Genomic DNA, 15,645 nt, shown 5'->3' with positions numbered 1-15,645 from the left:
TTTTTTTAATTTTATACACGATTAATGACAAAAGCGTTGTCAACCCGGAGGTTTGGTGGAAAAGTAGCCCCATCGTCGCCAACATGAAACAACTTATTGACCGCATAAAGAAAGTCGAACACGGATTTAAGCATATTATTGAAGTGGGCGATAGTATGTTGGGCGACAAAGCAGAAAATCATTTTGATCTGGCCAAAGGCTTTCTGTCGGACCAAAGTTACCAGATGCGAATGTTGGGCACTTATCTTTTAGGACAGCTTTCGATTAAAAATCCAGCAGCCTTCAAACTTCTTGAAACAACGGTTGCAGCGGATCAGAATTGGCGGGTTCAGGAGATGTTGGCGAAAGCGTTTGATTACTATTGTAAAACAATAGGCTACGAAAAAAGCCTGCCTACTATCAAAAAATGGCTGTCAAATAAAAATCCCAATGTAAAAAGAGCGGTTATCGAAGGATTACGAATCTGGACCAGTCGCCCTTATTTTAAAGAAAATCCAACAGTTGCCATAAATCTAATCGGTGAACATAAGGAAGATGAAAGTGAATATTTGAGAAAATCCGTTGGGAATTCGTTGAGAGACATTCGAAAAAAGAACAGGGAGTTAGTTGATCGCGAGACATCGGGTTGGAATACAACGAACCCTAAAATCAAATTTGTAAAAAAGCTTATCGAGAAGTGATGCTGAATGCTCCATATGTTGTGGCACTGTAAATCCATGTAAAAATACGGGGTAGTGTTTTACAAACCGTTTGGATTTGAGTTGGCGGTTGTATATTACAGGAAGAATAAAAATAGAGAGAAGTGAATATTCATTTTATACAACACGAAATTTTTGAAGCACCCGGTGCTTATTTGGAATGGGCAAGGGAAAGAAAGCATAACAGTATATTTTCAAAAGTGTATGAAAATCAACCGTTGCCTGAAACGGTAGACAACATTGATTTGCTGATTGTAATGGGTGGACCACAAAGTCCTCATACCACAAAAGAAGATTGCCCTCATTTTGACGCGAAAGCTGAAATAGCCTTAATACAGAAAGCAATACATGCAAACAAAGCCGTTGTGGGAGTTTGTTTGGGCTCACAACTCATCGGTGAAGCATTTGGGGCAAATTTTGAACACAGTCCGGAAAAAGAAATCGGCGTTTTCCCTATACGGCTTACAGAGGATGGCTTAATGGACAAAAAAATAAATCATTTCGGTTCAAGCTTACCTGTCGGACATTGGCACAACGATATGCCGGGACTTACCCCGCAAAGCAAGGTTTTGGCGACAAGCATAGGTTGTCCAAGACAGATCGTAGCATACAGTAACCTGGTCTATGGTTTTCAGTGCCATATGGAGTTTACACCCGAAGTGGTAGCCTTGCTTATTGCAGAGGAATTAGATTTTTTAACCAACAACACGATACATCGGTATGTACAGAAACCCGATGAAATCCGGAATCACGATTTCAGGGAGATGAATGAAATGCTGTTTCAGTTCCTTGATAAACTTGCAACTGAATATTTATGTTGTCAATGAATGACACCCCGTATTTTAATTCAAACTTCGATATTCATTGGGCGTCATCCCCATCCGCTGCTTGAATAGACGGGTGAAATGCTGTTGGTATTTGAACCCTAACTGGTTGGCAATTTCATTGATGGATTTGGCCGAGTCGAACAGCCCTATTTTTGCTTCCTCGATTAGTTTGGACTGGATATAATCCAACGCCGTATTGCCGGTTTCCTTTTTGATCAGGTCGCCGAAGTAATTGGGTGAAAGGTGCAATTGCGTTGCACACCAGGTTACGCTGGGCAAGCCCATTCGCTGTGCCTTATCAGATTTGAAGTAATCGTTCAGTAGGTTTTCAAACTTCGTCAACACATCTTTGTTGACATGGGTGCGTGTGATAAACTGGCGGTCGTAAAACCGCATGCAGTAATTGAGCAGCAGCTCGATATTGGATACAATCAGTGTTTTGCTGTGTTTGTCAATGTTCTGCTCGATTTCGGAAGAAATCTTCACGAGGCATTCCACAATGGTTTTCCGTTCCTTTTTAGACAGGTGCAAAGCTTCGTTTACCTCATATGAGAAGAATGAATAATCCTTAATGGTTTTTGCCAGTTGCGTTCCGGCAATCAAATCGGAATGGAACAGCAGGCCGTATCCCGAGGGATTTTCGTTTACACTGTGGTTGTCAATTCCGTACACTTGACCGGGAGATACAAAAACCAGTGTCCCGTCCTCATAATCATAAGGCTGGTTTCCGTAGGTTATATCTCCGCATTTGGTGTCTTTCAGGAATACGGCGTAAATTCCCATGTACCGCCTGAAATTGCGCACAAAAGGAAGTGTGCTGAAATTGACCACACTGACCAACGGGTGCAGCGTATCAACTCCTGCATAATCATTATAATTCTTTACGGTATCTATTCGGTCAAATTGTTCCATGACATCAGCTTTTACAATGCAAATTTAGCAAACCTAATCCTTGCATGAAAAGACGACCGCAAAATCAGTAAAAGTGGTAAATAAATCTGTATTCTGTATAAATATTCATACAGAGATACTTACGAAATTTGTGGCGTATGAATTGGGGTAGGGAATACCTCGTTTTTAAAATCATTAATTGGCTTGCCAACTAAACAAGAATGAACAATATTACCGATATTTTTGAACGACTAAGAAACGGAGAAACCATTCCGTCTGTAGATCCGCAGGCGTATAAATTGAGGGAAGCTTCGTATGCCACGAAAAAGTTGCTTGTGCAGATGAACAATGCTGCTGACCCTGCAGAAATCAGAAACCTGTTGAGCCAAATTACGGATAGCAAAATCGACGAAAGCGTCGCGGTATTTACGCCCTTGCATATCAATTATGGGAAACATACCAAAATTGGCAAAAACGTATTCATCAACTTTGACTGTGTTTTCCTGGACTTGGGAGGCATTACCATCGAAGATGACGTAATGTTGGCTCCCCGGGTCAGCTTATTGTCGGAGGGTCATCCCGTTTCACCCGAAGACAGGCACGCGCTTAGGGTAGGTCCTATCCACATCAAAAAGAATGCATGGATCGGAGCCGGTGCTATGATATTACCGGGTGTGACGATTGGTGAAAATACGGTCGTTGCCGCAGGTGCGGTGGTTTCAAAAGACATTCCCGCTAATACAATCGTGGGCGGCATCCCCGCTAAGATGATTAAAAATATTGAACAATAATTATGAAAAAGCTGATTCACATCCTGGTGTTCGTTTTTGCCTCTTTGCAGGGCTTCGCATGTACGCCATCAGACGATACGGTCAAGGAAGGAATACCGAACGACACCATTACACATAAAAAAGATATGAAACTGAAATTGACCATCGGAGATAAGACAGCCACGGCTGTTTTATATGACAATTCCTACCAGCAGGGATTTCGTGGCCTTACTGCCGCTTACCGTAAAAATGGACGACTATTCAAACACTGAAAAGATATTTTATCCATCCCGGAAACTTTCCACCCAACATGCGCCCGCGGGTTTTGATCCATCCGTTGGCGATATCACCTGGTATGCGCCCTGGGGAAATGTCGCTTTGTTCTATAAGGATTTCGGCTACTCAAGAGGATTGATTTCACTGGGCAAAATCACGAGCGGCATAGAAGCCTTTACGGTCAATGGCTCAATTACCGTAACGTTTGAGTTGGTAGCGGAGTAAATGATGAGTACAGGAGATGTCATCGTTACGTTTGAACAATTAAAATAAAAAAATCGAGATGAAAAAGATTATAGCAATCGCATCCATTGTGCTTTCGGGACAGGCCGGTGCACAAAATTCAGCGAACCAAAATTCAACTAAAATGGACCATACAGCAAGCACAGAACACTATACGTTTCAGTTGAGTGAAAAGGTTACCCGCGAAAAAGTAACCTTCACAAACCGTTACGGCATTACGCTGACAGGCGATCTGTACCTTCCGAAAAATCACGGCGACGGGGTCTTGCCTGCTCTTGCCATCAGTGGACCTTTCGGAGCGGTAAAGAAACAGTCTTCCGGATTGTATGCCAACCAAATGGCGGAGCGTGGCTTCGCCGCGTTGACCTTTGATCCGTCCTATACAGGAGAGAGCAGCGGCGAACCCCGTCACGTGGCATCGCCTGATATCAACACGGAAGATTTCAGTGCGGCCGTGGATTTTCTGGGTATACACGAGCATGTCGACCGGAACAGAATAGGCATCATCGGGATTTGTGGTTGGGCCGGTTTCGCACTGAACGCTACCGCAGTGGACAAGCGGGTGAAAGCGGTAGCCACCACCAGTATGTATGATATGTCGCGTGTGAATGCAAAAGGATATTTCGATGCCACAACCCCCGAACAGCGCATCCAAATATTGGAACAATTGGGCGGGCAACGTTGGAAAGATGCGGAGAACGGTACACCGGAATTGGGCCCAAAAGGATTGCCCGAAAAAATCGAGGGCAACGAACCCCAATTTGTAAAGGATTACGTTGACTATTACAAAACGGAGCGTGGCTTTCACCCACGCTCGATAAACTCAAACGGATCGTGGACGATCACCAATCCGCTGTCCTTTATGAACATGCCGATCCTGACTTACATCGACGAGATCTCGCCAAGACCAATGCTTTTGATTGCGGGAGAAAATGCCCATTCCCGTTATTTCAGTGAGGATGCCTACCAAGCGGCTGCTGAGCCGAAAGAGTTGGTAATTATCCCCGGTGCCGTACACGTGGACCTGTACGACAAAATCGATGTCATTCCTTTTGATAAGTTAGAAACATTTTTCAACGATAACCTGAAATAGTATACAGAAAAAATAGGCGGGTTTAAAAGAATGGCAAAGATATTCATTACGGGTTCTTCGGATGGGCTTGGATATGTGGTAAAGTTTTGCGAATACACGTATAGTTGAACATAAATTCTATTTTTATAACAGGATCAAACGATTTGAGCATGAATACATTTTCAGTGAAGGCTTTCGGAACAGAAGCACCGGAAGCAGATTTGAAGCAAGTAAGCATCGAACGCCGCGAAGTGACGGCAACCGATGTCGAAATTGATATTTTATATTGTGGCGTTTGCCACTCCGACCTGCATACGGCCCGCAATGAATGGCACGGCACGATTTATCCGAATGTGCCCGGCCACGAAATTGTAGGGCGCATTACAAAAATTGGAAAGGGGGTAACCAAGTTCAAGGTGGGCGATTTAGCTGCCGTGGGCTGCATGGTTGACAGTTGCCGCGAGTGTGAACAATGCAAAAAAGGCAGTGAACAATACTGTGAAAACGGCAATGTACAAACCTATAATGGTCACGAAAAATACCTGAACAAGCAAACATTCGGTGGATATTCGGAACGCATCGTAGTAGACCAGGATTTTGTGTTACGTGTGCCGGATAACCTGGATTTGGCCGCAACAGCTCCGTTGCTGTGTGCGGGTGTAACCACGTGGTCGCCATTGAAGCATTGGAACGTTGGTCCTGGAATGAAAGTCGGCATCGTAGGCATCGGTGGATTGGGACATATGGGTGTGAAATTGGCAAAAGCGATGGGTGCCCACGTGGTCGTTATTACTACCTCACCATCGAAGGTAGGGGATGCCCAACGGTTGGGGGCTGACGAAGTTATCTTGTCGACCGACGAGGAACAGATGAGAGCCAATGCCAATACCCTGCATTTCGTGTTGGATTGCGTGTCTGCTCAGCATGACGTCAACGCCTACCTGAGCCTGCTGAAAGTGGATGGAACATTAGCCCTTGTGGGTGCGCCGGAACATCCGCTTCCCATCGCTGCGTTCAGCCTCATCCCGGCGCGCCGGAATTTTGCAGGATCTACAATAGGAAGCATCGCCGAAACACAGGAGATGCTGGACTTCTGCGGAAAGCATAACATCGTATCCGACATTGAACTGATCAACATGCAGGATATAAACGCCGCTTACGAGCGCTTGCTGAAAGGCGATGTGAAGTATCGCTTTGTGATCGATATGGCTTCGCTTAAAAACGAATAAATACGGAGGTTAATTAATGGAGATAGTACTGGCTTACAGTGTCGATAACGTCATAGATGTCGAAGGGTTTACGGATGTAACCATCCGCACCGCATGCTGTCGCGATTTCATCGATATTCGATAGCGCTGAAATCAATACTACCGGTATGTGCGCCGTTTTTTGATCAGCTTTCAAAAGCATGCAGAGATCGCTTCCCCAGCCCCAATTCAGGTTCTCGTCCAATAAAATCAGTCCGACGGCATGCTGTTGCAACTTTTCCCAGGTAGATTTGCCGTTGTCAGTAACGACTTCATAATCCTCAAACTTCATGAATTCACTGACGACTTCGAGCATGTCTCCATCGTCTTCGACGTATAGAATCTTTTTTTTCATCACTTATGCACGGGTATGGAGCAGTTCCGCACATGTGATTTTCAACTCAACCGAAAACAATGAACGTGTTTTATGCGTAAATCCCGATAATATTTATTAAGGGTTTCTTAAGGTGCTAACAAGTTAGGGTGCCAATTGTTTCACCAATCTTGTTGATACATATAATTCTAAACTTATTGCTCCGGAAACTGTTGCCGTCTATAAGTTAAATGAGTTCAACAGGTGTTAGCCAGTCTATGGGAAACAAAGGAACAGGAAATGAATCTGCCAATCGGAATGAAGGGACCGACGGACTGCCCGTAAGCCTCGAATCCTGTTTGTTGGATTTGCGCCAGGCCGAAGAAACGATCAGACAGCAACAGCGGCTCTTGTACCAGTCGGAAGCACAGCACAATCTGTTATTTGATTCGCTAGACGAAGGCTTTTGTACCGTTGAAGTTCTGTTTGACAACGCTGACCAATCGATCGATTACCGCTTTCTGAAAGTCAATGGTGTCTTTGAAGCACAGACCGGTATTGAAAATCCGCTCGGACGGACGATGCGCGAGATTGCCCCTGAGCACGAGCAATACTGGTTTGAAATGCTCGGGCGGATCGCATTGACCGGCAAATCGCAGCGTCTTGAGCATTGGGCTAATGCCTTGGGGAGGTTCTACGACATCTATGCATTCCGTGTCGGCGATCCAATGGACAGGCAGGTGGCGATTTTATTCAAAGACATCACTGAGCGTAAGAGGCAGGAAGAACTTCAAGCCTATCTGCTCCGTTTAAACGACGCATTGCGGTCTCTATCCGACCCAATCCAGGTACAGGATGTAGTGACCCACCTTGCCATGAAGCATTTGGGGGCAGATCGTTGTTACTACTGTGAAATAGAAGAAGGAAATGCCATTATCCGCAGAGACGCGTTCCGAGCCGATTTGCCCTCGGTAGCCAATGTATATCCGCTTAGTGACTTTCCGATACTATCAACGGTGATCAATGCAGGGCATCCGTTTGTCGTTTTCGATGCGCATACTACGGAATTATTGGACGACGGGTTGAGGCAGCTGTGTCTCCAGACGCAGGCGATATCTTTTGTAGATATTCCTATTATCAAGGACGATAGTCCGTGTGGTATATTATGTATAACGTGCTGCGAGCCGAGGAAATGGCGGAAGGAAGAAATTGAACTGGCGCGGGAGACAGCCGAGCGTACCTGGATAGCCGTGGAACAAGCCCGGGCTGCGGAAGCTCTGCGCGAGTCGGAAGAAAATTATCGGGCTATCGTCAATCAGAGTATCGCGGGTATCCTGAAAATCGGTCTTGAGGGAAATATGCTGTTTACCAACGATCAGTTCTGCCGCATGCTTGGTTATGAGGGTGCCGAGTTGTTGGCAATGCATGTTAACCGCATTGTTTATCCGGAAGATCATGAACGCAATGCGGCCGCTTTCCATGGATTGGTATCTGAAGGTAGGGCTTATGAGATTGAAAAACGCTTCGTCCGGAAAGAGGGCGCCATAATATGGGTGAATAATCATGTTTCGCCCATTTTTAATAATAAAGGTGAGGTGGATGCTGCAGCCATTGTCTCCATAGACATCACCCGGCAAAAAGAGTTGGAACGGCAGAAGGACGAATTTATTGGCATCGCCAGCCATGAGTTGAAGACGCCGATTACTAGTATCAAGGCGTATGGTCAGATTCTGGCGGCGATGATTGATCAATCATCGGTGCCGCCTACCTTCACACAGCTCTTGACGAAGATGAATGCACAGATAGACCGATTGATCAAACTTATTTATTCCTTGCTGAATACCAGTCGGATAGCGGGCAACCAATTGACATTGCAACTGGAACCCATTGACTTGAACGGGTTGCTGGAGGAACACGTGCGGCAGGGGCAGTTAACTACATCCAGGCACCGTATTACGTTTATTGGAGAGAAGCTCCCGTCGGTCATGGCCGATGTGGAACGTATGGGGCAGGTGATGGATAATCTGATATCGAACGCTATCAAATACGCGCCGAAAGGAGGGGACGTGATTGTCCGGGCTGAAAGTCGGGGCGGCTGGGTGCGGGTCAGTATTCGGGATTTCGGGGTGGGCATACCGAAAGAGGCACAGGAAAAAATATTCGATCGTTTCTACCGGGTTAATGATGCATCTGCCGGAGGTACTTCGGGAATCGGGCTCGGTCTATATATCTGCCGGGAGATCATCAGCAGGCATCAGGGGCAGATGGCTGTGGAAAGCATACCGGATGAGGGATCCACTTTTTATTTTGAATTACCAGTATATACCGAAAGACAATAATTTATGACGACTGTTTTTTTTGTTGAAGACGATGAAAGCCTGCAGGACATTGCTGGGCTCGTATTCAGGGGTCCGGAATTTGCTGTCCGCATTTTTGAAAGCGCGGAAAAACTGCTGGGTGAACGTACATATCCCCATGTGTACGTGCTAGACAAACAGCTGCCAGGCATCAGCGGGCTGGATTTATGTCGTATCCTGAAAGCAGATCCGCAGACGAGGAATATCCCCGTCATTATCGTTTCTGCCGATCCGGATATCAAAGCCCTTGCGGCACCAATCGGTGCAACAGTCGTTTTGGAAAAGCCGTTTTCCATCCATGTTCTGCTAAAGACAGTAATGGATGTGAGCGCATAGATTCCATTCAATTAAGCTATTGGCTGATGGCCCCGTGCTTTATTGTGCTTTGGGGGTGGGGGTAAGCGTCAGAAGGAACAGGCTTTCCTCCAGTGCTAACACACTGTGCGGAATCTTTTCGTGCAGTGTGACCATTTGACCCTTTCCAAGCTGCACGGATTCCATGGCCGTTCCGAAGCGGATGGTGCCTTCCAACACCTGTACGCTGATCGTACCGTCTGCCGTATGCGTTGGTAGTTCTGCGCCACTGTGTAGCGCGATCAGTACAAGCCGCAGGTGCTCCGACTTAAATACCGTAATTGCATTCCGCGGGCCGTTTAGCCAGGCGGGTTCCTTTTTGATCTGCTCCATAAACCGGGGCAGATCGATGGTTACCAGAGGCGCATTTACAGTCCGCTCGCCCTCCGGGCGTTGTGGGGTCGATTCATTCATTTTCTCTTCCATATTCATGTTGTTTTTATTGGGTATGTGGGTGTTTTCACGCTCCAGGCTCTATGTGTTGGCGGCCGCGCATCCATTAGTGTAACAAACGTAAGGCAGGTTGGGTTTGCGTCACAGCCATCTTTGACGAGGGACTTCAACGCAATCGCAAGCCATTCGCTCTGCTCACGGTTTTCCTGCTTAACGGACTTCGCTCAAGCTTGCTTGGCTTGTCTGTTAAACAGAAAAACCCGGTATAGCCGGGCTTCATTTTGGGCGGCGGTGAGGGAGGGATTCGAACCCTCGGTACCGTTTCCAGTACGACAGTTTAGCAAACTGTTCCTTTCGGCCTCTCAGGCACCTCACCGTTTTGCGCCTGCAAACGTACTACAAAAAAACGAATTTGAAAAACTTGAATCGCAAAAAAAGCAATTTTTCTCTTGAGTTACTAACCTGCATGCTGGGTAGGCTCCGTATCAGATTTTTGACTTACCGCAACCTTTTTGTTGGCATCGTAGTCAATGCGCACGTGGTAAATGCTTTTCAGCATGTCTTTGAAAATCTCACTGACCTGCGTAATGTCTTTCAGGGTAATGTTGCTGTTGATAAGTTGCTTTTGGCTTAATTTGGATTCGATGATTTTGTCTACCAGATCATTAAGGCCTTGCGCAGTGGGCTCTTTCAAGCTACGCGAAGCCGCTTCTACCGAGTCGGCCATCATCAGCACGGCAGTTTCCCGCGAGAAGGGAATTGGGCCGGGGTAATGGAATATATCTTCGTCCACAAACTTTTCAGGAAACGATTTAATGTAGGATTGGTAAAAATAGTCCACACGGGTGGTGCCATGATGTGTGCGTATAAAGTCGATGATTACATCCGGCAACTGGTTTTTTTTGGCCAATTCTATGCCTTTTGCTACGTGTGAGATGATAATCTGAGCACTTTGCTCAAAAGAAAGGCCATCATGTGGGTTATATCCTTTTGTTTGGTTTTCAATAAAATATTGCGGGTTTGCCATTTTGCCAATGTCGTGATACAAGGCACCTGCCCGAACCAGCAAGGTATTGCCACCGATTTGATAAATGGCCGCCTCTGCAAGGTTAGCTACCTGCATGGAGTGCTGGAAGGTACCCGGTGCTTTGTAAGACAGCTCACGCAGCAACTTGGAATTGCTGTTGGTCAGTTCCATCAGGGTTACGTCTGAGATAATGCCAAACAACCGTTCAAACGCATAGATAAGCGGATAAGCCAAAAGGGTAAGGAGCACGCTGAATACGAACGGTGCAATATCGGACCAGTACAGGTTATTGAAAGACCCATCACGCATCAATCCCATGCCAATGAAGGCAATCAGATAAGTGCCTAAAATAATGGCCGAAGAGATCAAGAACTGCTCCCGCTTTACCAATGTTTTGATACTATAAATTGCCACCATACCGGTAGAAAACTGCAGGAATATAAATTCGAAACTGTTGGGTACAAAAAAAGCAGCCAACAAAACCATCAATAAGTGGATGTTAAGTGCCAACCGTGTGTCGAAAAGAATCCGTATGATGACCGGAACAATGCAATAGGGAATGTAATATAGGCTGGGAAGATTGATTTTGATGGCCCACGATAATACCGCTAACATGCCGGTAATGACAATTAGGATGAGGAAAATCAGCCGGTTGTTGTAATAGATGTCCTTGCGGAACAGGAAAATAAATACAAAAAGAAGAGTGACGACTAGTGCAACAATGAAAAACTGGCCGAGCATAACCAGCATACGGTTTCCACCAATCCGCGCTTCCTCTTCATAAGCTTTGCGTAACGATTCGATTTTTTGGTACGTTTCATTATTGATTGTGGTACCATTTGCCACAATGAGTTCGCCCCGTTGCACCATGCCCCGGGTGGTGGAAATGGTGGCCAGGGCATCTTCCTCCAACCGTGCCGTCAACGATTCGTTGAACAGGTAATTTACGCGGATGTAATCTCCCAATAGCTCAGTGAACCAATCTTTTTGTTTAATGGCCGACCGATTGTCGATGGTTTTCTTAATATATTCAAGGGCAGCTTCCCGTGTGAACACGGTTGCCGTGTTCAGTTGTTTCGCTACATTGTCGGTTAGCAAGGTGAAATTGTAATGGGTGTGTTCGCCTTGGAATTTGTTGTTCAGTGCAATAACGCCTTTTTTATAGACGCTGGTGAGCAGTTGTTTACCTACCTGTTCATACGTACTCAGGTTTTCTCCCAACGTATCCAGTCCGCCGGTCTGCCATTTTTCAGGAAGGTCTGTTTCAAACTGGGCGAGTTGCTGCTCACCGATCTGCGTGTTGTTATCATAAATAGGGTATACGGATTTCAGTACATTTTCCCGGTCTTTTTCAAGTTCAGCCTGGGTTTTCAGTACGGCAAAATTGTAAGGTGATATCAGATCCTCATGCATCCAGACTTTGCCCTTCTCAAACTCGTACCGGAAACGGGGCTGTTTGGGCAGAAATACAGTAATCAGTATGATGCTGGCTAATATCATCCCATACTTGGGAATGAGTGAATACCTTCCTCCCGTGTCAGTTGCTTTATATTTGATCTTTAATCTTGCCACATCCGCTATTTTATCCCAAAAGTAAAAAAAAATGCCGAAACGGTTCGTGCGTAAAGAGCGGAAGGTGTTTTTTATGTGCAGCGGGGATTTCCGCAGCCAGGCTGTTTTAACAGTATGGTAAACCAACGTTAATGTGGGATTCTTATTTGACACGTAATTTTCCGGCGGTTAAATTACATGAGAACATGACAACAAAATCAAGCATCGAAATTACGGACCATGCTTATTTAATCACACTGGATAAGTCAGAATTCGAATATCCGCTTGTGCGGAAATGGTTGAATAGGTTGCTGAGTGGCAACTTGCACCACGATATTGGATACCTAGGCGAACTAGATCCGGCCGATAACCATTCGCCTGAATTGGGCGACCGTTTCGATTTTCTTGCCGATAAATAAGACCGGTATGGTCTGTTTGGCAAAGAATCGATAGTAATTCATTATCTTTGCCGAAAAAGAACCATGTCCAAGCGCAGACACCTCGTTGCTCCTTCTGTTCTTTCCGCAGATTTTGCTCATTTGCATGACGATATTGTCATGGTTAACCAGAGCGAGGCGGATTGGTTTCATGTCGATATCATGGATGGGGTTTTCGTGCCCAATATTTCTTTTGGATTTCCGGTTATGGCGTCCATAGCGCATTATGCGCGGAAACCGCTGGATGTACACCTGATGATCGTAGAACCCGATAAGTATATCAAGCAATTCAGGGAAGCCGGAGCGGATAACATTACGGTCCATTTGGAAGCATGTACCCATCTCAACCGCACGGTGCATGCCATCAAGGAATTGGGATGTACCGCGGGGGTGGCTATTAACCCGAGCACACCCGTTTCACACTTGTACGAAATTATTGAAGATGTCGATCTGGTGCTGATCATGTCTGTCAATCCTGGATTTGGCGGTCAGAATTTTATCGAAAGTACCTACCGGAAAATACGGGAGCTTAAGGCACTCGCAGCAGACAGAAACGAACAGGTGCTTATTGAGGTGGATGGTGGCATAAGCAGCCGTAATGCGTTAGCATTGCTGAAAGCGGGAGCGGATATATTGGTGGCGGGAAATTCAATCTTTTCTGCAAAAAATCCCATTCATGCCATTGCAGAATTGAAACGGATCACCCCTGATTTGATTTCGGTCTGATTACCGATCGCATTGATTGTTTAGAATATTTCCAAATTGAACGGACGGGTTACCATTCCTCGTTATCACTTGTTTTTTTTGTAACTTCGCGAAGTTTTGAAAAAGCAGCGACATCTTGTCACCTGTCGTTTCTTCTTACACGATAACATTCTTTTGATAAATGGCATTTGATATCGACATGATTAAAAAGGTCTACGCCCAATATGCGGAACGCATCGCAGCGGCCCGCAAAGTGGCGGATAGGCCTTTGACACTGACCGAAAAGATTTTATACACCCACCTGTGGGACGGAAATGCAACGCAAGGTTATGAACGTGGTGTTTCCTATGTTGATTTTGCACCTGACCGTGTGGCCATGCAGGATGCGACGGCGCAGATGGCGCTGCTGCAATTTATGCAGGCCGGAAGAGCGCGCGTAGCGGTTCCGTCTACCGTGCACTGCGATCACTTGATCCGGGCGAAGGAAGGTGCGGAAAAGGACTTGGCGGTGGCGACCACGGAGAGCCGGGAAGTTTTTGATTTTTTGGCTTCTGTATCCAATAAATACGGAATTGGCTTTTGGAAGCCCGGAGCGGGCATTATCCACCAGGTTGTATTGGAAAATTATGCATTCCCGGGCGGGATGATGATCGGGACCGATTCGCATACCGTGAATGCCGGCGGGCTTGGAATGCTGGCCATTGGGGTGGGCGGTGCAGATGCCTGTGATGTCATGGCAGGGCTACCCTGGGAGCTAAAATTCCCGAAATTGATCGGAATTAAGTTAACCGGCAAACTCAACGGTTGGACAGCCCCGAAGGATGTTATCCTGAAAGTAGCGGGTATCCTTACGGTAAAAGGGGGAACCGGTTGCATTGTTGAATATTTTGGTGAAGGTGCCAAAGCCATGTCCTGTACCGGAAAAGGTACGATCTGCAACATGGGGGCTGAAATCGGAGCAACGACCTCGACATTTGGTTACGATGAGTCGATGGAACGTTACCTACGGGCAACCAATCGCGCTGACGTGGCGGATGCGGCTAATGCAATCAAAGAGCACCTGACAGCCGACCCTGAAGTATATGCAAATCCGGAACAATACTTTGATCAGGTGATTGAAATAAATCTTTCTGAATTGGAACCGCATCTGAACGGGCCATTTACACCCGATTTGGCAACTCCGGTTTCCAAGATGAAAGAAGAGGCAGAAAAGAATGGATGGCCACTGAAAGTCGAATGGGGGTTGATCGGATCCTGCACCAATTCTTCGTACGAAGATCTATCACGTGCGGCGTCCGTGGCCAGACAGGCTGTGGAGAAAGGTTTGGTAACAAAGGCTGAGTTTGGCATCAATCCCGGCTCTGAACAGGTGCGCTATACGGCAGAACGGGATGGTTTGTTGGATACGTTTACGGATTTGGACGCTACGATTTTCACGAATGCCTGCGGCCCCTGTATCGGTATGTGGGCCCGTGTAGGTGCTGAAAGAGCTGAGAAGAATACCATCGTCCATTCGTTTAACCGGAACTTTGCGAAACGGGCCGACGGCAACCCCAACACCTATGCGTTTGTGGCATCGCCCGAACTGGTTGCCGCGATAGCAATTTCCGGAGACTTGTCGTTTAATCCGATTACGGATACTTTGGTGAATAGTAAAGGTGAGTCTGTAAAACTGGATCCTCCCGCTGGAGATGAACTTCCCCAAAAAGGGTTTGATGTGGAAGATCCAGGCTACCAGGCGCCGGCGGAAGATGGCAGCAACGTAGTGGTGGCTGTTTCACCTACCTCTGATCGTCTACAGCTGCTTGACCCGTTTCCTGCATGGGAAGGTACCGATATCAACGGATTGAAATTGCTCATCAAAGCAAAGGGCAAGTGTACAACAGACCATATCTCGATGGCGGGGCCCTGGCTTAAATATCGCGGGCACTTGGATAATATTTCCAACAATCTGCTGATCGGAGCCGTCAATTTCTTTAATGACAAAACAGATTCGGTGAAAAACCAACTGACGAACGAATACGGTCCGGTGCCGGCTACGCAGCGTGACTACAAAGCGGCTGGGATCGGATCCATTGTAGTGGGGGATGAAAATTATGGTGAAGGTTCATCACGGGAACATGCAGCCATGGAACCCCGTCATTTGGGGGTACGTGCAGTATTGGTAAAGTCATTTGCCCGTATCCATGAAACCAACCTGAAGAAGCAGGGAATGTTGGCGCTCACCTTTGTAAACAAGGAAGACTACGATAAAATTGAGGAAGATGATACCATTGATATCATCGGATTGACGGAATTTGCACCCGGAAAACCGCTTACACTGGTGCTTCACCACGCGGATGGTTCGGAAGAGCGGATCGAAGCCAATCACAGTTATAATGACCAGCAGATCGGTTGGTTTAGGGCAGGCGGGGCCTTGAACATCATCCGTCAGGGGCAAGCTTCGGCATAACCGGCATACTAACTAAACTAAACGAAAGCCGC

The 15,645-nt window shown here is 46.5% G+C and carries 16 protein-coding genes and 1 tRNA gene; 12 read left to right on the top strand and 5 right to left on the bottom strand.

Translation table 11 applies throughout. The features are described from left to right. The first annotated feature begins 83 nt into the window (after positions 1-83). Together IEX60_RS20435 and IEX60_RS20430 are read left to right on the top strand one after the other, a co-directional pair. On the top strand, positions 84-680 hold the full coding sequence (locus IEX60_RS20435; RefSeq protein ID WP_188753266.1) for a DNA alkylation repair protein: 597 nt from the start codon (positions 84-86) through the stop codon (positions 678-680). A gap of 122 nt (positions 681-802) precedes the next feature. Further along, the gene (locus tag IEX60_RS20430) at positions 803-1,525 is read left to right on the top strand and encodes a type 1 glutamine amidotransferase (RefSeq protein WP_188753265.1); all 723 of its coding nucleotides are present in this window, start codon (positions 803-805) and stop codon (positions 1,523-1,525) included. 15 nt (positions 1,526-1,540) lie between these two features. Here IEX60_RS20430 and IEX60_RS20425 read toward each other — a convergent pair whose 3' ends face one another. Further along, positions 1,541-2,437, bottom strand: coding sequence for a helix-turn-helix domain-containing protein (locus IEX60_RS20425; RefSeq protein WP_188753264.1), 897 nt, complete (start codon positions 2,435-2,437; stop codon positions 1,541-1,543). Positions 2,438-2,637: 200 nt separating this feature from the next. Between IEX60_RS20425 and IEX60_RS20420 the strand changes: the two genes are divergently transcribed. From IEX60_RS20420 to IEX60_RS20405, 5 genes are all read left to right on the top strand, one after another. After that, a complete protein-coding gene (locus tag IEX60_RS20420) occupies positions 2,638-3,207 on the top strand; it encodes a sugar O-acetyltransferase (RefSeq protein WP_188753263.1) in 570 nt (189 codons plus the stop codon). A 2-nt stretch (positions 3,208-3,209) separates the two neighbouring features. Beyond that, positions 3,210-3,458 carry a hypothetical protein gene (locus IEX60_RS24885; RefSeq protein WP_229717676.1) on the top strand — a complete coding sequence of 83 codons (249 nt, stop codon included), beginning with the start codon at positions 3,210-3,212 and terminating at the stop codon, positions 3,456-3,458. Next, positions 3,436-3,687: a cyclophilin-like fold protein gene (locus tag IEX60_RS20415; protein ID WP_229717675.1), complete on the top strand. Its 252-nt coding sequence runs from the start codon at positions 3,436-3,438 to the stop codon at positions 3,685-3,687. The genes IEX60_RS24885 and IEX60_RS20415 overlap by 23 nt, the downstream gene beginning before the upstream one ends. Before the next feature lie 58 nt (positions 3,688-3,745). Beyond that, positions 3,746-4,798, top strand: a complete 1,053-nt coding sequence (locus IEX60_RS20410) for an alpha/beta hydrolase (protein ID WP_188753262.1) — start codon at positions 3,746-3,748, stop codon at positions 4,796-4,798. 149 nt (positions 4,799-4,947) lie between these two features. Continuing rightward, a complete protein-coding gene (locus IEX60_RS20405) occupies positions 4,948-6,006 on the top strand; it encodes an NAD(P)-dependent alcohol dehydrogenase (RefSeq protein ID WP_188753261.1) in 1,059 nt (352 codons plus the stop codon). A gap of 13 nt (positions 6,007-6,019) precedes the next feature. Here the strand turns inward: IEX60_RS20405 and IEX60_RS20400 are convergent, their stop codons facing one another. Continuing rightward, positions 6,020-6,379 (bottom strand): response regulator, encoded by a 360-nt coding sequence (locus IEX60_RS20400; RefSeq protein WP_188753260.1) that lies wholly within the window; start codon positions 6,377-6,379, stop codon positions 6,020-6,022. 209 nt (positions 6,380-6,588) lie between these two features. Here IEX60_RS20400 and IEX60_RS20395 point away from each other — a divergent pair, with 209 nt between their 5' ends. Then, the gene (locus tag IEX60_RS20395) at positions 6,589-8,676 is read left to right on the top strand and encodes an ATP-binding protein (protein ID WP_188753259.1); all 2,088 of its coding nucleotides are present in this window, start codon (positions 6,589-6,591) and stop codon (positions 8,674-8,676) included. A 3-nt stretch (positions 8,677-8,679) separates the two neighbouring features. Further along, a complete protein-coding gene (locus tag IEX60_RS20390) occupies positions 8,680-9,030 on the top strand; it encodes a response regulator (protein ID WP_188753258.1) in 351 nt (116 codons plus the stop codon). 39 nt (positions 9,031-9,069) lie between these two features. Here the strand turns inward: IEX60_RS20390 and IEX60_RS20385 are convergent, their stop codons facing one another. The 3 genes from IEX60_RS20385 to IEX60_RS20375 form a co-directional block, all read right to left on the bottom strand. Continuing rightward, positions 9,070-9,474: a cupin domain-containing protein gene (locus IEX60_RS20385; protein ID WP_188753257.1), complete on the bottom strand. Its 405-nt coding sequence runs from the start codon at positions 9,472-9,474 to the stop codon at positions 9,070-9,072. 256 nt (positions 9,475-9,730) lie between these two features. After that, a tRNA-Ser gene (locus IEX60_RS20380) sits at positions 9,731-9,817 on the bottom strand. Between the two features lie 81 nt (positions 9,818-9,898). Beyond that, positions 9,899-12,040 carry an HD family phosphohydrolase gene (locus IEX60_RS20375; protein ID WP_229717674.1) on the bottom strand — a complete coding sequence of 714 codons (2,142 nt, stop codon included), beginning with the start codon at positions 12,038-12,040 and terminating at the stop codon, positions 9,899-9,901. Between the two features lie 185 nt (positions 12,041-12,225). Here IEX60_RS20375 and IEX60_RS20370 point away from each other — a divergent pair, with 185 nt between their 5' ends. The 3 genes from IEX60_RS20370 to IEX60_RS20360 all read left to right on the top strand — a co-directional run bounded on the left by IEX60_RS20370 (position 12,226) and on the right by IEX60_RS20360 (position 15,613). Continuing rightward, positions 12,226-12,438 carry a hypothetical protein gene (locus IEX60_RS20370; protein WP_188753256.1) on the top strand — a complete coding sequence of 71 codons (213 nt, stop codon included), beginning with the start codon at positions 12,226-12,228 and terminating at the stop codon, positions 12,436-12,438. Positions 12,439-12,501: 63 nt separating this feature from the next. After that, positions 12,502-13,182, top strand: a complete 681-nt coding sequence (rpe, locus tag IEX60_RS20365; protein ID WP_188753255.1) for a ribulose-phosphate 3-epimerase — start codon at positions 12,502-12,504, stop codon at positions 13,180-13,182. Between the two features lie 160 nt (positions 13,183-13,342). Further along, entirely contained in the window at positions 13,343-15,613 is a 2,271-nt protein-coding gene (locus IEX60_RS20360; RefSeq protein ID WP_188753254.1) for an aconitate hydratase, read from the top strand. The last annotated feature ends 32 nt before the right edge of the window (positions 15,614-15,645 follow it).

It is taken from the genome of Parapedobacter defluvii (genome assembly GCF_014642075.1).
Classification (GTDB): domain Bacteria; phylum Bacteroidota; class Bacteroidia; order Sphingobacteriales; family Sphingobacteriaceae; genus Parapedobacter; species Parapedobacter defluvii.
Note: the sequence above shows the minus strand (reverse complement) of the source record. Positions and strands in the feature narration are given on the sequence as shown.